The sequence below is a fragment of the Clostridium sp. MCC353 genome (assembly GCF_018785315.1).
Taxonomy (GTDB): Bacteria; Bacillota; Clostridia; order Lachnospirales; family Lachnospiraceae; genus CHH4-2.
Window position 1 is genome coordinate 1 of the sequence record NZ_WQPN01000059.1, and the last position, 19,283, is coordinate 19,283.

The following is a 19,283-nucleotide window of genomic DNA, read 5'->3' on the forward strand; positions in this document are numbered from 1 at the left end:
TCACCGTGAATGGGCATCGGACCGTCTTTTTTGATGCCTGCGGGCTTTAGTTCCACTTACGGTTGGAAGCCGATTTCCCATACCGTCAGAGCACGGCCCGCCCCGCAGATTTCAAGCCCCGGCCCGGCCACCGTCCCCTCGTCCCGCTTTCCTGCGTAACTTCCTCAACTAAATCCCAATTTATTTATCCAGCCTGAATCCCGCATAAGCCGTCATTCCATGCTCATGCATATCCAGCCCGTCAATCTGTTCCTGATCGCTTACGCGCAGGCCGACGGTCTTGTCAATGATTGTGAATATAACAAATGCCATAACTGCCACATAGAGAATAACGGAACCTACACCGATCACCTGGGTTACAAAGCTGCATCCTTCACCGAACACTCCGGTTAAAATGGTGCCAAAGCATCCGCAGGCGCCGTGAACGCCGATTGCGCCAACAGGATCATCAATCTTAAATTTCTTATCCACCACTTCAATTACAAGGACTACCAGAATACCTGCTGTTGCACCGATAATAATGGCTTCATAAGGTGTTACCACATCACAGCCTGCTGTGATCGCCACCAAACCGGCAAGGGAACCGTTGAGGGTCATAGAAACGTCAGGTTTGCCGTATTTTAACCATGTGAACGCCAAAGTCACCAGAGTAGCCGCCGCCGCTGCCAGATTTGTGGTTATAGCGATTTCTCCTACGCTGGTGGCTGCCGCTGTTGTGGAACCGCAGTTGAATCCAAACCAGCAGAACCAGAGAATGAACACGCCCAGAGCACCGATGGTGATATTATGGCCCGGAAATGCATTGGGCGTGCCGTCTGTATTGTACTTTCCAAGTCTGGGCCCTAAAATCTTCGCGCCGATCAGGGCGCAGAGGCCGCCTACCATATGAACTGCCGTAGAGCCGGCAAAATCATGGAATCCCATATCCGCTAACCAGCCGCCGCCCCAGATCCAGTGGCCTGTTACAGGGTAGATGAAAATGCTGATGGCCGCGGAGTAGATCAAATACGCCATAAATTTCGTACGTTCCGCCATGGCCCCGGACACAATTGTGGCCGCCGTTGCGCAGAATACCGTATGGAAAATCATAAATACACCGATTGGAAGGCCATTTATCATCCCTGAACCATCAGCTAAGGAATATGGCTGGAAAAATCCGGAGGTTCCGATAAATCCGCCCGCATCCGCGCCGAACATAACCGCAAATCCGACAACAAAGAAGAATAAAGAACCGAGTACAAAATCCATCATGTTCTTCATGATAATATTTCCGGCATTTTTTGCCCTGGTAAAACCAGCCTCCACCATTGCAAAACCGGCCTGCATAAAGTAAACGAGAAATGCTCCAAGCATGGTCCATGTGACATTCATCAGAAGGTTCGCCGCCTGGGAAGCCTCCATACCGCCATTGATTAAATCCAGTAAGTTCATAATCATTTCCTCCTATCCTTTTTCAAAATATCCTGAAATCCTAAAGCCAATCCGCCGGGATGGCAGGCCTGCGCAATAGAAAAGGAGATAACTGCCGTTTCCAGCAATTATCTCCTTTGATAATCTATATTTTCTGTATGAAAGAACCAGTCTACAGCGCCTGCTCGCCTCTTTCACCTGTACGGATACGCACCGCATCCTGGACATCGTAAATGAATATCTTGCCGTCTCCGTAATTGCCGGTGGTAATCTCTTTTACAACCTTTTCGATGATCGCTTCCGATGTTTCTTCAGCCACAACGGTTTCTACCTTGACCTTGGGCAGCAGATTTACCGTATATTCGGTCCCCCGGTACATCTGCTTGTAGCCCTTCTGATTACCATAACCCATGACATTGCTGATCATAATGCCATTTGCCCTGCAGCCTTCTAAAATAGTTTTAAGATCTTCCAATTTCTCAGGCTTAATAATAATCTCCAACTTCTTCATACAGCATATCCTCCTTATATTTTTCTGCGCGGTACGGAACGTGTTCCATACAACGACGAAGAGGGCGTTTCCAGCAGACTGGAACGCCCTCGTTCAATATACGTTTATTATACAGAGATTCCCGGCATTGTCAAATATATTTTTAACCTCAGATGCGGATATCTTTTGTGAAATATAGACAAAATGAAATGCTTGTATTTTTGCTGTATAGAGTATATAATATATTGTATACAAAATAATACAAAAATACAATTGTAAAATAAAAGGGGTTTTTACATGATCAGACACCTTAGCTTAAAGGCCTATGGTAAGATTAACCTTGGTCTCGATGTACTCAGAAAACGTGAGGATGGCTACCATGATGTACGTATGATAATGCAGACAGTGGGCATCTATGACCGCATTGATTTAAACTACCAGCCGTCTCCCGGCATCGAGGTGGAGACTAACCTGTACTATCTGCCAAATAATGAAAATAACCTGGTCTACAAAGCGGCCAAGCTTTTAATGGATGAATTCGGGATACAGTCCGGGATCAAGATACGGCTGAAAAAATTCATCCCCGTATCCGCCGGAATGGCAGGAGGAAGCAGCGACGCCGCCGCCGTTCTTTTTGGGGTCAACAAGATGTTCGGTCTTGGCCTCACCATGCAGCAGCTCATGGAACGGGGCGTCAAAATCGGCGCGGATGTCCCTTATTGTATCATGAGAGGGACCGCCCTTTCAGAAGGAATCGGTGAAGTGCTCACCCCGCTGCCGCCGGTTCCCCAGTGCCAGGTCTTGATCGCAAAACCGGGCATCAATGTTTCCACAAAATTTGTTTATGAAAACCTTCATGCCAATGACCTGCGCCCGGACCAGCATCCTGACATAGACGGCATGATCGATGCCATAAAAGCCGGAGACCTCTACCGGATCGCCGGCAAGTTTGGAAATGTGCTGGAAACCGTGACAGCCAGAGAATATCCGGTCATTGAGGAATTAAAAAGCATTATCAGGGAATCCGGGGCCATAGGTTCTATCATGAGTGGAAGCGGCCCTACCGTATTCGGCCTGTTCACCAGCCCCAAAGCTGCGGAAGCCGCCTATGAGGCCCTGCGCTACGGACAGTACAGCGAACTGGCAAAGCAAGTATATTTGACCAATTTTTACAACATTAAGGAGGACCGGTCTTATGGATCATGATTTAAAGGTTAATATGAATGAATATCTTCCCCTGCGCGACGTTGTGTTCAACACTCTGCGCCAGGCGATTTTAAAAGGGGAACTGACACCCGGGGAAAGGCTGATGGAAATCCAGCTTGCAGAGCGTCTGGGGGTCAGCAGAACGCCGATCCGTGAAGCGATCCGCAAACTGGAATTGGAGGGCCTTGTGCTGATGATCCCAAGAAAGGGCGCTGAAGTGGCCAAGATTTCAGAAAAAAGCCTTAGGGACGTGCTGGAAGTCCGCCGTTCTTTAGAAGAGCTGGCCATTGAGCTGGCCTGCCAGAGAATGAGCGATGATGAAGTGAAACAACTGGAAGAGGCTCAGGCCAAATTCCGTCTGGCCATTGAAAGCAAAGATGCCATGAAGATTGCGGAAACGGACGAGCACTACCACGATATCATTTACTTCGGAACCGGCAATTCCCGCCTGGTTCAGATTTTAAATAACCTTCGTGAGCAAATGTACCGCTACCGCCTGGAATATATTAAAGATGAGGACAAACGCCAGGTTCTTCTCGTCGAACACGAGAACATTTTAAAGGCTGTCCGCAGCCGCCATGTGGCTGAAGCCAAGGCTGCAATCCGGGAACATATAGACAATCAGGAGATCACCGTTTCTAAAAATATAAAGGAGCAGGAATAGCCTATGACTTTTAAAGAGCGTTACCTTGCAGGTGAAATTGAATTTGAAGAAATCGACCGCTATATTTCCCAGTGGAATAACAGCGATGATCCGCAAACCCTGGCCCAGTTTTTGGGGCTGAACGCGGAGGAAGAGGATGTGTGGATTGAGGACAGCGATGAGGCGCTGATGGAAATCCTGGATAAACAAAGAGGGTAGCTTTATTTAGCTGAGGAAGCAACGCCGGGGATCCAGGGAATGTGAAGCCCGAGGCTGGTCAGGCGGACGGGGAAGAGGCACCGGATGGAAGTTTGGATCCGCAGGAGGCCAGTTCACGGTTCACAGTTCCAGCTCATGGTTCCAGCCGGGGCAGTTCTAGGGCTGAAAGGAAGGGAAATGAAGGGTACCGAGAACATTCATCGAAGAATTTCTGAAGAAATTTTCGATTCAGGTTCTCTAAATCGCTGACTTTGAGGTCAGCGATTTCCCCTGCATTTCCCTTCCTTTCGGCCCAAGAGCTGCCGACGGCCGGAACAAATCGCTGGAACCGTGAACCGGCCTCCTGCGGACCCAAACTCTCATCTGGTGCCCCTTCCCCGTCCGCCTGACCAGCCTCGGGCTTCACATTCCCTGGATCCCCGGCTGTGTACTGCTTCGAATAAATGAAAATAAAGATTTGGAAAGTGGAAGGAGAAAAGGCAAAAATGTGTTTGGTTGAGACGTTATTTAGTGCAGATTATGACATAGACATTTCAAGTAACTGACGTGGGGATTAACAGTAAAACGTCAAGGCTTTTTCAAAAATGCCTTCGCCCTTTATGTTAAATTTGCTTTTAATTACTACAGCCAGAGAAAACCAGCAGAAAAGCGGGAGGAGGGGGCGAACAGACGGCCGGATTTTTGGAAGGGGCCAGGCCGGGGGGCATCCGTCGGGGATGAAAGCCATCTGGAAACCGTTAGCGAAACTTAGGCTCCAGGGATGGAAAAAGACGGGCAGAAACTGAAAACCAAATCAGTTTCTGAGATGCCCACTGAACGGTAAAGTCCCATAAAGAGTTTACCGTGAATGGGCATCGGACCGTCTTTTTCCGTCCCTGGAGTCTTAGTTTCACTTACGGTTGGAAGCTGGTTTTCATCACTGACGGATGCCCCCCGGCCTGGCCCCTTCCAAAAATCCGGCTGTCTGTCCGCCCCCTCCTCCCGCTTTTCTGCGTAACTTTCACCAATTACATGGAACCATCATCATCCTTAACATCCATCTTTAACGCTTCATTTTCAGCCTCTTCTTCATCTGCAAACAGCGGCCTCATTTCCCCATCATTCCTGGTATCTTCCGGAATATAGCGTTTAAATACAGCGGACAGCATATAGGAATTGGCAAAAGCCAGCAATGCCACGCCGAACAGCATGAGCGGCGGAAAATAGAACAGCATGATTACGATCAGCACCACGTCGATGGCCAGCATTCCCAGAGTATGCAGGAAATGGCGGATGGACATGAAAAATGCATTGAACAATGTCTTCTTAACCGTGTTATAAAACCTGGACTGCAGTGGAAAAACATAAGTAAACATAGCCAGATATACAAATGAAAATGCCAGGAATATGGCAATCATTATGGACCTGAACTGAGCGCTTCCGCTGTAAACCTTCAGGAAAAACCAGAGATCACCGCCCAGGATCAAACCTGCCACAAGCATGATCAGCCAAATAACGGTGGCCTGTTTAAAGTTTTCTTTAAATGATTTAAAGAAAGACCGGAACGTATACCCGTCTTCATCTCTCACCAGTTTTAACGTTACATAGTACATAGCTGTAGTGGATGCCCCAATGGTAAATACGGGAATACTGCAGATTCCCCATAAAAAACTCAATATAATAACATCCCAGAATTTACCGATAAACCGCCAAACAGGATTATCGTAATTAAAAAAACCTGAAAACATTCGACTACCTCTTCTCTCTCATTTGTCGTATTAGAACATTATAGCGAATTTCTTGTGAAAAATCAAACATTCCTAAACAATTCACGAAAAATTTATAAAAATCTGTTCCGTTTTATGATATACTCTTCTTAGCTTGTGCTCTGCGGAACACATGAAAGAAACGAAAGAGGGTTTATCATCATGTCACTAAAAGAAGATTTTAAAAATGAAGCCCGCGAAGAGCGGGAAAAACTCCGTAATATGACATTTAAAGACAAAATCTGGTATATCTGGGAATACTATAAGTTTTTCATCATTGGTATCGTCTGTACCGTGGGAATCCTGATTTCAGTGGGAACCACGATCTACAGCAACCGGTTTGATACGGCTCTTTACTGTGTTGTTATCAATAACCGGACCACGGAGGCCGGAAACCAGGATCAGGTTTTAGAAGAGCTGAAAGATTACCTGAATCTTTCGGATGTGAGGGAAATCGTCTATGATACCAGCATGTTCATCAGTTACGGCGAAAACACCAATGAACTGGGTTATGCCACCATGGCAAAAATCTCTGCCCTGGTCGCCTCCAGAGAGCTGGATATCATGATTGCGGATAAAGACAGCATCGATAACTACGCGAAGCTGGGCGGCATGACTGATCTGGAAGAGGCGCTTCCCGCCGATCTGTATGAAAAGGTCAAGGACCGCATTTATTATACGGATAATGAAGAAGGTCAGAAGCAGCCCTGCGCAGTTTCCCTGGAGGGCACCAAGTTTGCCGGGGATATGAATCTGGTTATGGATCCTCCTCTTATTTCCCTGTTTTCGAATTCCGAAAATACAGAAAACTGCATTGCCCTTTTCCATTATATCTTCGATTGACCAACTCAAAATCCAATGACTTTATAAGGGAGATAGATGCCTGGTTCTCAGGTTCTATCTCCGCCCATATATTTCTTCCAATCCATGCATCCGCATATTTCAATATTTCCAGGCAGGCTTCTTTCGCATATCCCTTTCTCCTGTAAGGTTTAAAAATGTGGTATCCAATTTCCAGGCGGACATCTTCGATTTCGCGGTTCCATTCATTTTCACGGTTCCATTCAATTTCATAGTTCCGTTCATTTTCGCGGTTCCGTCCGCCATCACTACTCCGTTTATTTTCCGTCTTATCCGTTAACCCGGCCATTCCAACCAGAATCCCCCGTTTCTTATCCACAAGGGCCCATATCCCATACTGGTAAAATGTATACTGGTTCCTGATATACGAGGCCAGCCGGTCTTCTGTATAGAACGCCCGGTCATCCTCTCCGTCTTCCGGTTCCCGGATTATATCTTTTCTATCCTCTAAACAGAATTCCCGGATCAGCAGACGCTCAGTCTCCCCTATGATCCATGGCAGCTTTAAATTCCGCCTGACAACCCGTTCCAGATAAATGCTGTCGATTTCTTCCAATCGTTCCGCTCCGAAAGGCGCCCCCGACATGGGGCCGTCTCCTATGAGTTCAATAACGGCCCTTCCTGCTGCCAAAGCAGCCTGAAGGGCCTCATATTCGTCTGAAATCAATACGGGATATTCCACCCCTTTTATTGTTACAAACCGATATTCTGTCATATTAACATTTCTCCGGCTCCGGATAGGTTTCGCCAAAGGTGTCCACTGTAACTGATTTTAATTTCTGTTCCTTCATGGGCCTGTCATTATAGTCGGTTCTCACATCAGCGATTGCATTGACAACATCCATTCCTTCCACAATCTTACCGAAAGCCGCGTAAGCGCCGTCCAAATGGGGAGAGTTTTTATGCATAATGAAGAACTGGGATCCGGCTGAATCCGGGTGCATCGCTCTTGCCATGGATAAAACGCCTTCCGTGTGCTTCAGATCATTCACAAAACCATTCTGGCGGAATTCTCCTTTTATTGAGTATCCGGGGCCGCCCATGCCGTTGCCGTCGGGGCAACCGCCCTGGATCATAAAGCCGTTGATTACTCTGTGGAAAATCAATCCGTTATAATAACCTTTATTCACAAGGCTGATAAAGTTATTCACTGTGTTTGGGGCAATCTCAGGATAAAGCTCTGCCTTCATAATGCCGCCGTCTTCCATCTCAAATGTAACTACTGGATTTGTCATCGTTCTTTCTCCTTATATTCATCTTCTTTTCTCGGAATCAGATCCCAATAGAACTATTTTACCAAAAGCTCATGTAAAAGTCCATACGGTAAAGAGGTTGTAAGGCTTTCTGCCCTATTCTCTGCTCTTTTTCCGGCTTTGAATCCGCCATACTATCTGACTTTACTACTTACCGTGCGAAATTGGCTGATAATTTATTCAAGGGTTGCTTCGTGGGCGACGGCTGGAAATGAAGGCAGTTTTGATGGATATAAGGTGAAAAATAGATAAAGTTCTCTCTCCGGCGTGAGGATTTGGACGGAAATTTCAAAGAATCACTCGAATTTAGGAAATGGATTGATTATAATAGAAGTATAAAAGAAAGCACCCACTCCAAAAGTGGATGCTCCCAAAATGATTCGTTACATGTCCTTACGGACACCGCTCACTCTGTGGATCAGACAGGGTGAGCATTTTATTTACGCTTATTTCTCTTATCGAGAAAGGCGATAATCGCTACAATCAAGCTGCCAAAGGACATTAGTAGAGCCAATATCCCTATGAAGATTGAAATAATCTCGTATGCTGTCGTGAGTGCTTTCCTAATACCCTTTTTGCACAAGAACATATGTTTTTCAATTTTATTTTTATCTTCTGTGAGATTTGTTATGTTTTATATCCTGCAACATAAGACGCTTGTAAATACGTTATTTCCAGGTGTTTTTCTTTTTAATTTTTCTTCCCGTTTTGCTCTTTCTTCTTTTGAAAAGCAGAGTAAACAAAGGGCAAACGGCAGATGGAACTGGGAGTGAAAAACCGGAAAATAAAAAGCAGAAGTACCCGGATTATTAAGTCCTGATACTTCTGCTTATGTTTATTTTATTCTATTTTCGGCCGGACAAAAGGATTAGAACCGGTGGGATAGGAATAACCAAATGGGTCTCATTCATATTTTGTTCATACATCATTCAAAAACCTTTTACACAATTAACATGAATTCTTCATCTTTTCCCCATATACTATAACCATAGACAACAGAACAAGTTGTTTAGCCACAAAGCTTATAAGATTTTTTTCATAATACTCGAGCTGATAATATATATTATCAGCTCTCCTCCCTTTAACCTTTTAAATTCCTTTCTATCCCCATAGAAAGGAATTTTTTTATGCTGCAGCCGAAGAACTCATTTCCCCGTGTTTCTGCGTACATAAAAAAGATTTTTTTATTCTATAGCCGCAGTAACACGCAGAAACAAAGTAATTTGATCCTATGGCTTATATAATCGTCATCTATCTGACGATTATATAAACCATATAAGCCGCATACATCACCAGCATAACCGTTCCTTCCCGTCTGCTGATCTCATACCCGCTCTTGCCCAGGAAATATACAATACCGCTGGAAATCACCAAAAACAGCGCGTCAAACGCGGATAATACAGTCACCTGGATGGGGCTGATGGCCGCCGAGGCTGCCAGGACCATCAGGATGTTAAACAGGTTTGACCCCACCACATTGCCCAGTGCCAGGCCATTTTCCCCTTTTCTGGAAGCCACTATGGAAGTGACCAGCTCGGGAAGGGAAGTCCCCATGGCCACAATGGTCAGGCCGATCAGGGTCTGGCTCAACCCAAATGACGCCGCAATCTCACTGGCGCTGTCCACAACAAAATCACCGCCCAGCACAATTGCCGTAATTCCGCCTAATATATAAACAATACTTCGCATCGGAGACAAGGTTTCGAATACTTCCGCTGCCGATACCCGGTTCGCCAGGGCGCTGCGCACGGTTTTAGCCAAAAAGTAAACAAATAATGCCAGAAGCACAATTCCTTCCATTCTTCCCACCCGGCTGTCTATCAAAAGCATAGCTGCCAGCACAGCGGTCACTATGATTGACAGTAAAAAGTCTCCGTTTAAAATTTTCTTCTCTATGGCCATGGGAGCAATCACTCCGCAGGCGCCCACCACAACCAATAAGTTAAAAATATTGGAGCCGATTACATTTCCCACCGCGATCTCGTTATTTCCTGTAATCGCAGCCGTGATGCTGACCGCCAGCTCTGGCGCACTCGTTCCGAACGCGACAATGGTCAGACCGATTACAATACTTGGAACCCTCAAAAGCTTCGCTACAGAAGAACTGCCCTCCACAAAAAAATCCGCCCCCTTCACAAGAAGGATAAAACCAGCTAAAAGCCAAACATACATCATCATAACATTTTCCTCTCTTCTCTCTGTATTATTTCCCAATTAAATCCTGCGATACAACAAATACCTGCTAAATGTCATGCTGCGAACTGCAATCAAAAAAGCGAGAACTCTTATTGTACCAGAAGATACAACAAAAGTCTCGCTTCTTACTATACGTACCGGATGATAACCATCGTGATGACGATACCGCATAACAACGGCATAAATACCGCTGCAAGCTACTCCCTCTCATTTCCACTTAGTATATGTATTTTCTCAGGATTTGTCAATGCTTTTTGGGAAAATATACCTGTTTTCTGAGTAAAAACAGAGCGGCCACGTTGGGCACAGCCATGAGGCCGTTCCAGATGTCGGACAGCTCCCAGACGGTTTCCAGCCTGGCGATGCAGCCGATAAAAACCGCATTCAAATATAAAAACATGTAGACAGTTTCAGCCGTCCGGACATTGATCCCGGTTCTGGACGCCAGATAGGACAAGTTCTGTTTTCCAAGAAAATACCAGGCGATAATGGTGGCAAACGCAAATGACAGCATGGACAAGGACACCAGATACTCCCCTCCCTGCCCCAGCCGTTTTGAGAAACAATACGCAGTCAGCGCCGCCCCGTCCAGGCCGGATGTTCCCGCCCCCTCTCCCATCACGCAGAGAATGACAAATGCAGTCAGGCTGCAGCTTATCATCGTATCGAAAAACACTTCAAACATGGCCCACATGCCCTGTTTTTCCGGCGTCGTCTCCTCCACCGCTCCATGAATCACCGCCAGGCTTCCAAGCCCCGCTTCATTGGAAAATACGCCTCTCGACACCCCATATCTAATGGCCACACTGATCCCGTACCCCGCCGCCCCTGATAACGCACTGGACGGTTTCCAGGCGCCTTCCAGAATCATTAATAGAACCGCCGGCAAACGGTCATAATAAGAGAAAATGACGATGAGCGAAATGATCGTATAAATCCCGGCCGATACCGGCACCAGCCGCTCCGTAACCTTAGCGATCCTGCCCAAGCCGCCCCGGATCACCAGCAAAATCAATATGGTGAGAACCGCCCCGGTGGCCGCCGGATAGAATGAAAATGAGAAATCAAGGGTTTCGGCAATGGAGTTGGACTGAACCATGCTCCCCATTCCAAAAGAGACCAACACAGCAAAAAAACTATACAAAACCGCAGCGCCGTAAAAGCCCAGCCCTTTTTCCAGATATACCATAGGGCCGCTTATCCAGCTCCCATCCTTTTTTCTTCTGCGGTAACGGATTCCCAACACGACTTCCGCATAGGCTGTCATCATTCCGATTCCGGCAGAGATCCACATCCACAAAAGGGCGCCTGGCCCTCCGGCACAGAGAGCCGTTGCCACGCCCACAATATTTCCCGTTCCGACCGTGGCGGCCAGGGCCGTACATGCGGATTGGAACTGGGTTACGGAATGGGGATTATCCACATCCTTTTTTTCAGAGCCCAGGCTTCCCACCGTTTCTCTCCACCATATTTTCCAGCCGGTAAGCTGAAAAAATCCGGATTTTACTGTAAATAAGATACCAACTCCGAGGATCAGCAAAAGCAGCCAAGGCCCCCAGACAAGCTGATGGATTGTATGGATCATCCGCCCTCCATAACGTTATAGCGCAAGCTGCGGGCTATAACTTTTATCATACCTATTCTCTATATCTTCTATTCTAATCAGCCGGCGAATATGATATAATATTTTTAATAGGTTCAAATAATTTTACCGAGAGTGAGGTATTTTTATGCCAGGATTTACTACTCATTATATTTTAGGTATGAAAGCATTTAATGATCTGCCCAACAACCAGCTGAAGTTTGTGATAGCTAAGTACCGATGGCTCTATCAACTGGGCCTTCAGGGGCCGGATATATTTTTCTATAACATCCCCATTCTGCGCCACCGGGATTACCGGAATGTGGGGTCTCATATGCATGAACACTGTATCAGTGATTTTTTTGTCAACTATTTGAAGATCACTTCCGAGATTGAATCCAAGCAGCAGAGGGAGCAGGCCATTTCCTATTTCTGCGGATTTCTCTGCCACTATATCGGGGATTCCATCTGCCATCCTTATGTTTACGGCAGGATCGAATACGATGTAAAAAATCCCAGCAATTACACCCACGGCCTTCATGCTACGCTGGAAAATGATATTGATGCCCTGCTTCTGCTGAAATATAAAAAGAAAAAGCCATCCCAGTTCAACCAGGCGGCCACCATATGCCTTAACGGCTTTGAGATGCAGTTTATTTCCCGCATTCTCTCCAAATGCATTAATATGACTTATTATCCCATCAACTATAAGAATAACTTCCAGGTAACGCCCCGAATGGTGCACCGCTCCATTTTGGCCATCCGCTTCGGCTGCCGCACGCTATCCGATCCGTCAGGCCGGAAGAAGAATGGTATCCGGAAGGTTGAATCAATTTTTTTGAAAAAACCAATCGCGTCCACCAAACTGGTTACAGATCAGGTTATTAACCCTAAAAAGAGCCTGAACTTAAATCATGAGGTCTGGTGTAATCCGTGGGACAAGCGGCTCGCTTCTACCGCTTCTTTCCCGGATCTGTTTTATCAGTCTTTAAATAAATGCAACAATGTTTATTATCAGCTTAATGCTGATCTTACCAGCGGGATACCGATGAATGAGTTGGATTTTAATAAATTGATAAAGGAACTGGGGAGTTATTCTTATCATAGCGGGTTAAGTGTGCAGTGACGCTGGGAATTGACATTGCGGGTGACATTAAGGGTGAAGGCATTTTCAGAAATGCCTTCACCCTTTACTTTAAAACGCGAAGGCTTTTTCAAAAATGGCCTCGCCCTTGATGTCGCCCTTAATGTCAACCCCCCTGCCATTCCAAAAACCCCCTACTCAATAATCTGATCCCCATCCTTTATCACATAATTCTTCTCCACCCCAGCTTTTTTCATCCACTCCCTGGTGGTCTCCGTAAACCATCTGCCGCTTCCGGGGCCGCCGCCGTTGTCATTATCCCACAGCCATCCCGGAGTGGGCCACAGACAGATCTTAGGATGAAGAATCCGGTATACTCTCTCTGAAACGCCATACTGCCCGTGATGGGCCATCTGAAGGATGTCGCAGTGCATGTTATCGCTGCCGTAATCCTTAACCAGCCGGTCTCCGGCTTCCTCTCCCATATCTCCCAGAAATACAATGTGTTTTCCGTTCATTTTAATGGTATAAGCCACAGAGCTGTTATTAATTGAATTATGAGGGAAAAGATAGGGTTCATTCATTACGGTTATTTCCGTGTTATCCACATAAATCTTTTCATTCTTACCAATATCCCCATGAAGCATTTCCTGGGGCTGTTTGGACAGGGTGTCCATGAATTGGGCAACCATGTCGGCCCGGTAGGATTCGCTGGAATAATACCATTTCAAGTCAGCCAGGTGATAATACAGGCCGTCGATGGTGATGCCGGAATCCGGATCTTTCAGTATTTCATTCAATGCGCCGATGTGATCCGCGTGGGGGTGGGTTACCAGCCAGGCGGATACCCTGCCGCCCTTGCTGCGCAGCGTTTCCATCAGGTGATCCTTATCTCCTGGCGTTCCGCCGTCTACCACGATAACGCTTCCCTCAGGTGTTTCCAACACTGCTGAAAGCATCTGGCTGTCCGTCTGGTTTGCCAGAAGGGTAATCCGCCCTCCTCCCAAATAGGCGGAAGATGTCTGCGGCACATCCTCAAGCTCATGGCCGGCTTCCGGCAGGAGCGCCGGTATTCCGATCTCCTGTTTCTCCATCACCACATCTTCCGGCAGCGGAGGCCGGAGGGGTTTCCGTTGGTTTCCCGGGCCGGATCCTGCGGCCAGGAATATTAAAACAGCGCATAAAGCCAGGCTCAGCCAGGCTTTTTGTTTTTGATTGTTCATAATAAACCTCCATACCGGAGCGTTTTGATATGCAAATTTCGCAACGCGCAGCTTCTACGCTGCACAGCACTGCGCAGGCACGCGCTGAAAATTTCGAATTCCCAGCTATCATTCAAATTTGTGGCTCCGGCACAAATTGGGGGGGAAAAAATAATCCATCAGGATTATTTTACATGTTAATATCCTTCATTCTTATTATTTTGCCATGGTTTACAGCCGCTGGCATATGGGAAATATAAATCGCAGTAACAGTTCAGACCGTTCTGAACCGTTACAAATCACAACATCGTTTTTGTATATTTCAGCGTTTCAGCTTTACAATATGAGTATTATATCTGAAACTCCCTATTTTTTACAGGGGATATGATAAAATAATGTAAATATTCCAATTTTCTCTTGCAAATCCCATCGGATGATGGTAGTATGTTCAATATAGTTATTTTTTAAATATTTTTGAACAACAGGAGGTTTTTCATGAATGACACAAATAAAACCGGAATCCGAAAACAACTGGACTGGATTACTACCGTGGTTCCGTTTGTTTTTATCTTGCTGCTGTGCACTCTTTTCATGCTGAATCCGGAGGGTTCTTCGGCAGTTCTCGGCTCTATCCGCTATTTCTTAGGGGATCAGCTGGGGAGCTACTATCTGGTTATCGGATTGGGCGTTTTTCTGTGCTCCCTTTACATTGCGTTTTCCAGATACGGTTCCATTAAACTCGGAAATATTGAAAAACCTGAGTACTCTTCCTTTAAATGGGGCACGATGATGTTCACTGCCGGTCTGGCGGCCGATATCCTTTTCTATTCCCTCTGTGAATGGATCCTGTATGCCGCCGAACCTCATATCACAGACATGGGCAATATGCAGGATTGGTCTTCCACCTATCCGCTATTTCACTGGGGACCGATTCCATGGAGCTTTTACATGGTGCTCGCCGTCGCCTTCGGTTTCATGCTGCATGTCCGCAAACGTACCAAGCAGAAGTATTCCGAAGCCTGCCGCCCTATCTTAGGAAACAAAGTGGACGGATGGTGCGGGAAACTGATTGACCTGATCGCAGTCATCGCGCTGCTGGCCGGAACTGCAACCACATTTTCTCTGGCAACCCCCCTGCTTTCTATGGCTTTAAGCCATGTATTCGGCATCCAGCAGTCCAATTTTCTTACTATTGCTATTTTGGTCATTATCGGCGTTACTTATACTGTGACAGTTTATTTTGGCATGAAAGGGATCGCTAAACTGGCGGCTTCCTGTACTTATCTGTTTTTTGCCCTGTTAATCTATGTATTTATCGGAGGCGGAAGCCCAAGATACATCGTGGAAACCGGTATTACCGCAGTGGGAAACCTGGTTCAGAACTTCATCGGCCTGTCTACCTGGACAGACGCATTAAGAACCTCTTCCTTTCCTCAAACCTGGACGATTTTCTATTGGGCCTATTGGATGGTATGGTGCGTTGCCACCCCATTTTTTATCGGATCCATCAGCAAAGGGCGGACGATCCGTCAAACCATTCTGGGCGGATATTTCTGGGGAATCTCCGGGACATTTACTTCCTTTATCATATTGGGAAATTACAGCCTGGGGCTGCAGATGCACGGCAAACTGGATGTGGTTTCCCTGTATGCGTCCAGCGGAGATTTATATGAAATCATCATGACCGTCATGCAGACGCTTCCCGCTTCCAGCGCAGGCCTGGTTCTTCTGGCCGTAACCATGATCGCCTTTTATGCAACTTCCTTTGACGCCTTAACCCTGGTCGCTTCCTCCTATTCTTATAAGGAACTTCCGGCCGGGCAGGAACCTGATAAAAAGGTGAAGCTGTTCTGGGCCATCCTTTTAATGCTGCTTCCAATTGCGCTTATTTTCTCGGAGAATTCAATGAATAACCTCCAGACAGTTTCAATTATCGCAGCATTCCCGATCGGAATTATCATATTCCTGATCATAAGAAGCTTTTTTATCGATGCCAGAAACTATCTGGAGGGTAATTAAAAACTGTATTCAGTTAAGCTCCCGGGCCTTCCTGTATGCTTCCTCCCGGAGTGTTTCCACCCGGCGTATTGGCTTCATTGCTGCCAGGGAACAAAGCCGCGGTGGTAGAAGGCTGCGGGGCCGAATTGGTCGGCTGCGGAGGGGCGGGAACCGAGATGGTTTCTCCCGGTGTCTGGGCCGTACTGCCTCCTGGGGTCTGTGCGGAAGTGGTTGAACCTGACGGCGAATTGGGGCCGCCTGGATGATCCGCTGCAGTAGTCTCATGAGCAGAACTTTCAACCGGAGAACTCTCTTCCGGCGGCTGCGTCGGCCTCACTCCCGGGCCTGAGCTTTCGTCCGGATCCGGTAAATCCGTAGGACCATTAGGCCTGGTTCCATTTGCTGAGGAAGTGTGAGGAACAGAAGCAGAACTGTCCGGAGATGATCCGTCCGGAGACAGTCCATTGGCGGCGGAAGTGCTATGGGACGACGGATCCAGATCCTCAGGAGGATCTATGATATTGCCGTGCTCATCCGTTTCAAATGGAGCTGATTCTGAACTGCTCTCAGATTCTTCCGTGCTGGAAGTTTCCTCGGTTGTTGTCACTACGGCGGCTGTGGTTTCTTTTGGCAGATATCCTTCCGTAGATACGTGTCCTACCGGCTTGCCGGCCTTATACTTCCCTGTATGTTCAGAGATCGTCGCGCTGATCTTCTTAACCGTTGCCGTCGGTTCGTATAAATCCTCCTCGCCGAACAGGAACTTGTGAAGTTCTATTACATTGCTTTCCAACGTTGTAGGTATTACACAAGCCCCTCTTTTGCCCATATTGGCATCGTCACGGGCCATGGGGAAACCGATGGATTCACCCATGTGGTACTTTGTAACGCTCAGGGCCACATTGGTTAAATCGGACAGATCAATACTGGTAGCCACCTGGGGCAGAATCAGTTCAAGAAGCTGGTTCAGCACCGCAAAATCTGCTTTTTTGCATTTCTCAAAGGCCTGGGCAATGACCTTGCGCTGGCGCTCTGTACGGGCAAAATCCGTATCCATCAAACGAAGCCGTCCATATGCGACAGCCTGTACGCCGTCTAAATGGTTCATACCCGCTTTCTTAATATGCTGGGAGTAAACTCCGGTTACTTTTACGGTTTCTGTTATAAATGAATTGATATACGCGTGTTCCGCCTTGCTCAATTCGATATCCACACCGCCCAGAATATTGATGGCATCCGCCACAGCCTTCCAGTTAAATGTAACGTAATCGGTAATATTCAAATCCAGGTTTTTGTTCAATGCCTTAACAGCCTGTTCCGGGCCTCCGTTGGCATACGCGGCATTGATCTTATTGTAAGTGCCCTTATCGTCAATGTTCAGATAACTGTCACGGAAAACGGAAACCAGCTTGATCTCCCCTGTCTCCCGGTTGATACAGCAGATCATATTGACATCCGCATTGGTTCCCTTACCCACATTGCTTCCGCGGCTGTCCACGCCGAAGACGGCGATCATCCAGTAGCCCTTCATCTTCGTCAAATCTTCAACTGTCAGCTCTTCATTCTTAATGCTGTCCTGCTGGAATTCATGGCGCTGGATCATGTTCCAGCGTTTTGCAAAAAATGCATAAGTAAAAATAAACAGCAATGCAAAACATTCCGCGACGATCATGGTTACGATCCGCCTGCGCCTCTTGTTCTTCGCTTTTCTCGGCGCCTTCCTGGGCGGTTCAGGCTCCCTGAATTTAGGGGTTCTGCGTTCGCTCTTTTCGGACGCCGTCCTGGGTATCTCCATCCGGTCGGAAGATCGTCCCCTGCCGGTCTGCACGGGCGTCTCACTTCCGGGTTTCTTTCTGCTCCGGCTGCGGCGCTCCCGGCTAAACTCTAATTCATCTTCATACTCGTTATTCATGTTGTACCTCTAATATGCATTTTTGTTAATCAGTCCCTTGAATACGGTTAAAAACATAATCTTAATATCAAACCCAAGGGTCCAGTTCTCAATGTAATACAAATCATGTTCAATTCGTTTCGTTATTGAAGTGTCTCCACGGTAGCCATTTACCTGCGCCCATCCGGTCAGGCCCGGACGAACCTGATGTTTAATCATATATCTGGGAATCTCTTCTTTAAAACGCTCCACAAAAAACGGGCGTTCCGGCCTGGGGCCTACAATGCTCATGTCCCCGATCAGGACATTAAAAAACTGGGGTGTTTCATCAATACTCGTTTTACGGATAAAGCGGCCGATGGGCGTAACCCTAGGATCTCTCGGGGTTGTCCACTGGCTTTTCTCCGTATCCGGCGTCTGCACTTCCATGGAACGGAACTTGTACATCTTAAACGGGCGGTTATGGAGCCCGATCCGCTCCTGGCTGAATAATACAGGGCCTGGAGAAGTTAGTTTTATAATCAATGCAGTTAACAGCATAACAGGTGAAAATACGATCAGCCCCACAACGGAACCGACGATATCCACCGCCCGCTTCACTGCACGATTTAACGGGTCTGTAAGAGGAACTCGCCTGATATGTATCACAGGCAGCCCCTGTAAATCTTCCATAAGCGGAATGGAGGGGATCATATTGTTATAGTCGGGGATGAACTTGGTATGGACGCCTGATTTTTCACAGGCCGCCACAATCTCCTCCAGGTGTTCATACTCCTTAATGCTGAGGGTGATGGCGATTTCGTCCAGTTCGTTTAAGTTTAAAATTTCCTTTAAGTCCGAGGTCTTTCCGAACACGCGGATTCCCTTGTATTCATGGCCCCATTCTTTGTGGTCATCCAAAATCCCCTTGATCTGATATCCCCATTCAGGATTGGCGTTCACCCTGTCGATATAGGCTTCGGCCGCGCGGCTGTAACCGATCAGCAGAATGTGTTTCTGGTTAAATCCTTTGGAACGCATGGACCGCAGGACGAGACGGATGATATTCCGTTCCAGCCCTTCCAGGACCACATTAATCAGGTAGAAGTAAAGAATCATCCTGCCCGATATATTGCCCCAGTAAGAATTCTTACGCAGAACAAACAGCACCATGGTTATGATCAGGAAACCGATAGTGTTGGCCTTACAGATATTGGCAAACTCCATACGCCTTCCCTGTACCCGTTTCGGCGTATACAGGTGAAATGCCATATATAAAAACATGTAGAGCGGTACAACAATAACCAGCGCGGTAAAATATACCTGCGCATCCAGTATGCCCCAATGGGGGCGCAGGATTCTGTTTTCCCAGTACATGATGGTCCATGCCAGCACATAGGAAATGACAATTACCAATGCGTCCAGCAGCACATGGAACCGGTTCAGTTTTTTCTGGTTATCTTTTATCATCGTACCCACCCTCAGTTCAATATCTCATCTATTATACATGATATCATAATTGTA

Annotated in this window: 17 protein-coding genes; 6 read left to right on the forward strand and 11 right to left on the reverse strand. The window is 46.9% G+C overall.

The genetic code is table 11. From position 1 onward, the window contains the following. Positions 1 to 180 precede the first annotated feature (180 nt). On the reverse strand, positions 181 to 1,431 hold the full coding sequence (locus GPL15_RS11700) for an ammonium transporter (protein WP_215698852.1): 1,251 nt from the start codon (positions 1,429 to 1,431) through the stop codon (positions 181 to 183). 151 nt (positions 1,432 to 1,582) lie between these two features. Beyond that, the gene (locus tag GPL15_RS11705; protein WP_215698853.1) at positions 1,583 to 1,921 is read right to left on the reverse strand and encodes a P-II family nitrogen regulator; all 339 of its coding nucleotides are present in this window, start codon (positions 1,919 to 1,921) and stop codon (positions 1,583 to 1,585) included. A gap of 276 nt (positions 1,922 to 2,197) precedes the next feature. Between GPL15_RS11705 and ispE the strand changes: the two genes are divergently transcribed. Genes ispE through GPL15_RS11720 form a run of 3 tightly spaced genes read left to right on the forward strand, consistent with a single transcriptional unit; the run spans position 2,198 to position 3,968 of the window. Continuing rightward, positions 2,198 to 3,106, forward strand: coding sequence for a 4-(cytidine 5'-diphospho)-2-C-methyl-D-erythritol kinase (gene ispE, locus GPL15_RS11710; RefSeq protein ID WP_215698854.1), 909 nt, complete (start codon positions 2,198 to 2,200; stop codon positions 3,104 to 3,106). Then, a complete protein-coding gene (locus GPL15_RS11715; protein ID WP_215698855.1) occupies positions 3,096 to 3,770 on the forward strand; it encodes a GntR family transcriptional regulator in 675 nt (224 codons plus the stop codon). The genes ispE and GPL15_RS11715 overlap by 11 nt, the downstream gene beginning before the upstream one ends. Before the next feature lie 3 nt (positions 3,771 to 3,773). Beyond that, on the forward strand, positions 3,774 to 3,968 hold the full coding sequence (locus tag GPL15_RS11720) for a hypothetical protein (protein ID WP_215698856.1): 195 nt from the start codon (positions 3,774 to 3,776) through the stop codon (positions 3,966 to 3,968). A 237-nt stretch (positions 3,969 to 4,205) separates the two neighbouring features. Here GPL15_RS11720 and GPL15_RS27720 read toward each other — a convergent pair whose 3' ends face one another. Together GPL15_RS27720 and GPL15_RS11725 are read right to left on the reverse strand one after the other, a co-directional pair. Beyond that, complete coding sequence (locus GPL15_RS27720; RefSeq protein WP_275950475.1) at positions 4,206 to 4,331, reverse strand: hypothetical protein; 126 nt, start codon at positions 4,329 to 4,331, stop codon at positions 4,206 to 4,208. A 644-nt stretch (positions 4,332 to 4,975) separates the two neighbouring features. After that, positions 4,976 to 5,695: a YesL family protein gene (locus GPL15_RS11725; protein WP_215698857.1), complete on the reverse strand. Its 720-nt coding sequence runs from the start codon at positions 5,693 to 5,695 to the stop codon at positions 4,976 to 4,978. A gap of 180 nt (positions 5,696 to 5,875) precedes the next feature. Here GPL15_RS11725 and GPL15_RS11730 point away from each other — a divergent pair, with 180 nt between their 5' ends. Continuing rightward, on the forward strand, positions 5,876 to 6,556 hold the full coding sequence (locus GPL15_RS11730) for a hypothetical protein (RefSeq protein ID WP_215698858.1): 681 nt from the start codon (positions 5,876 to 5,878) through the stop codon (positions 6,554 to 6,556). Here the strand turns inward: GPL15_RS11730 and GPL15_RS11735 are convergent. From GPL15_RS11735 to GPL15_RS11750, 4 genes are all read right to left on the reverse strand, one after another. Beyond that, positions 6,486 to 7,289 carry a GNAT family N-acetyltransferase gene (locus GPL15_RS11735; protein ID WP_215698859.1) on the reverse strand — a complete coding sequence of 268 codons (804 nt, stop codon included), beginning with the start codon at positions 7,287 to 7,289 and terminating at the stop codon, positions 6,486 to 6,488. The two genes, GPL15_RS11730 and GPL15_RS11735, sit on opposite strands and share 71 nt — an antisense overlap. A 1-nt stretch (position 7,290) precedes the next feature. Next, positions 7,291 to 7,809 (reverse strand): peptidylprolyl isomerase, encoded by a 519-nt coding sequence (locus tag GPL15_RS11740; RefSeq protein WP_215698860.1) that lies wholly within the window; start codon positions 7,807 to 7,809, stop codon positions 7,291 to 7,293. Between the two features lie 1,269 nt (positions 7,810 to 9,078). Next, on the reverse strand, positions 9,079 to 10,005 hold the full coding sequence (locus GPL15_RS11745) for a calcium/sodium antiporter (RefSeq protein WP_346344947.1): 927 nt from the start codon (positions 10,003 to 10,005) through the stop codon (positions 9,079 to 9,081). A 262-nt stretch (positions 10,006 to 10,267) separates the two neighbouring features. Further along, positions 10,268 to 11,608, reverse strand: a complete 1,341-nt coding sequence (locus GPL15_RS11750; protein ID WP_215698861.1) for a sodium:alanine symporter family protein — start codon at positions 11,606 to 11,608, stop codon at positions 10,268 to 10,270. A 145-nt stretch (positions 11,609 to 11,753) separates the two neighbouring features. Between GPL15_RS11750 and GPL15_RS11755 the strand changes: the two genes are divergently transcribed. Beyond that, on the forward strand, positions 11,754 to 12,731 hold the full coding sequence (locus GPL15_RS11755; RefSeq protein WP_215698862.1) for a zinc dependent phospholipase C family protein: 978 nt from the start codon (positions 11,754 to 11,756) through the stop codon (positions 12,729 to 12,731). Positions 12,732 to 12,883: 152 nt separating this feature from the next. On the opposite strand, the gene GPL15_RS11760 is transcribed toward GPL15_RS11755, so the two are convergent. Beyond that, the gene (locus GPL15_RS11760; RefSeq protein ID WP_215698863.1) at positions 12,884 to 13,912 is read right to left on the reverse strand and encodes an MBL fold metallo-hydrolase; all 1,029 of its coding nucleotides are present in this window, start codon (positions 13,910 to 13,912) and stop codon (positions 12,884 to 12,886) included. 474 nt (positions 13,913 to 14,386) lie between these two features. Between GPL15_RS11760 and GPL15_RS11765 the strand changes: the two genes are divergently transcribed. Then, entirely contained in the window at positions 14,387 to 15,910 is a 1,524-nt protein-coding gene (locus tag GPL15_RS11765; protein ID WP_215698864.1) for a BCCT family transporter, read from the forward strand. 13 nt (positions 15,911 to 15,923) lie between these two features. On the opposite strand, the gene GPL15_RS11770 is transcribed toward GPL15_RS11765, so the two are convergent. Together GPL15_RS11770 and GPL15_RS11775 are read right to left on the reverse strand one after the other, a co-directional pair. Beyond that, positions 15,924 to 17,801, reverse strand: a complete 1,878-nt coding sequence (locus GPL15_RS11770) for an LCP family protein (protein ID WP_215698865.1) — start codon at positions 17,799 to 17,801, stop codon at positions 15,924 to 15,926. Between the two features lie 9 nt (positions 17,802 to 17,810). Continuing rightward, a complete protein-coding gene (locus GPL15_RS11775; protein WP_215698866.1) occupies positions 17,811 to 19,229 on the reverse strand; it encodes an undecaprenyl-phosphate glucose phosphotransferase in 1,419 nt (472 codons plus the stop codon). Between the last annotated feature and the right edge of the window lie 54 nt (positions 19,230 to 19,283).

What these genes read in the sequence shown, in the direction of transcription:
- GPL15_RS11700 (WP_215698852.1), bottom strand. Translation starts at nt 1,431, where the DNA reads ATGAACTTACTGGATTTAATCAATGGCGGTATGGAGGCTTCCCAGGCG.
- GPL15_RS11705 (WP_215698853.1), bottom strand. Translation starts at nt 1,921, where the DNA reads ATGAAGAAGTTGGAGATTATTATTAAGCCTGAGAAATTGGAAGATCTT.
- ispE (WP_215698854.1), top strand. Translation starts at nt 2,198, where the DNA reads ATGATCAGACACCTTAGCTTAAAGGCCTATGGTAAGATTAACCTTGGT.
- GPL15_RS11715 (WP_215698855.1), top strand. Translation starts at nt 3,096, where the DNA reads ATGGATCATGATTTAAAGGTTAATATGAATGAATATCTTCCCCTGCGC.
- GPL15_RS11720 (WP_215698856.1), top strand. Translation starts at nt 3,774, where the DNA reads ATGACTTTTAAAGAGCGTTACCTTGCAGGTGAAATTGAATTTGAAGAA.
- GPL15_RS27720 (WP_275950475.1), bottom strand. Translation starts at nt 4,331, where the DNA reads ATGAGAGTTTGGGTCCGCAGGAGGCCGGTTCACGGTTCCAGCGATTTG.
- GPL15_RS11725 (WP_215698857.1), bottom strand. Translation starts at nt 5,695, where the DNA reads ATGTTTTCAGGTTTTTTTAATTACGATAATCCTGTTTGGCGGTTTATC.
- GPL15_RS11730 (WP_215698858.1), top strand. Translation starts at nt 5,876, where the DNA reads ATGTCACTAAAAGAAGATTTTAAAAATGAAGCCCGCGAAGAGCGGGAA.
- GPL15_RS11735 (WP_215698859.1), bottom strand. Translation starts at nt 7,289, where the DNA reads ATGACAGAATATCGGTTTGTAACAATAAAAGGGGTGGAATATCCCGTA.
- GPL15_RS11740 (WP_215698860.1), bottom strand. Translation starts at nt 7,809, where the DNA reads ATGACAAATCCAGTAGTTACATTTGAGATGGAAGACGGCGGCATTATG.
- GPL15_RS11745 (WP_346344947.1), bottom strand. Translation starts at nt 10,005, where the DNA reads ATGATGATGTATGTTTGGCTTTTAGCTGGTTTTATCCTTCTTGTGAAG.
- GPL15_RS11750 (WP_215698861.1), bottom strand. Translation starts at nt 11,608, where the DNA reads ATGATCCATACAATCCATCAGCTTGTCTGGGGGCCTTGGCTGCTTTTG.
- GPL15_RS11755 (WP_215698862.1), top strand. Translation starts at nt 11,754, where the DNA reads ATGCCAGGATTTACTACTCATTATATTTTAGGTATGAAAGCATTTAAT.
- GPL15_RS11760 (WP_215698863.1), bottom strand. Translation starts at nt 13,912, where the DNA reads ATGAACAATCAAAAACAAAAAGCCTGGCTGAGCCTGGCTTTATGCGCT.
- GPL15_RS11765 (WP_215698864.1), top strand. Translation starts at nt 14,387, where the DNA reads ATGAATGACACAAATAAAACCGGAATCCGAAAACAACTGGACTGGATT.
- GPL15_RS11770 (WP_215698865.1), bottom strand. Translation starts at nt 17,801, where the DNA reads ATGAATAACGAGTATGAAGATGAATTAGAGTTTAGCCGGGAGCGCCGC.
- GPL15_RS11775 (WP_215698866.1), bottom strand. Translation starts at nt 19,229, where the DNA reads ATGATAAAAGATAACCAGAAAAAACTGAACCGGTTCCATGTGCTGCTG.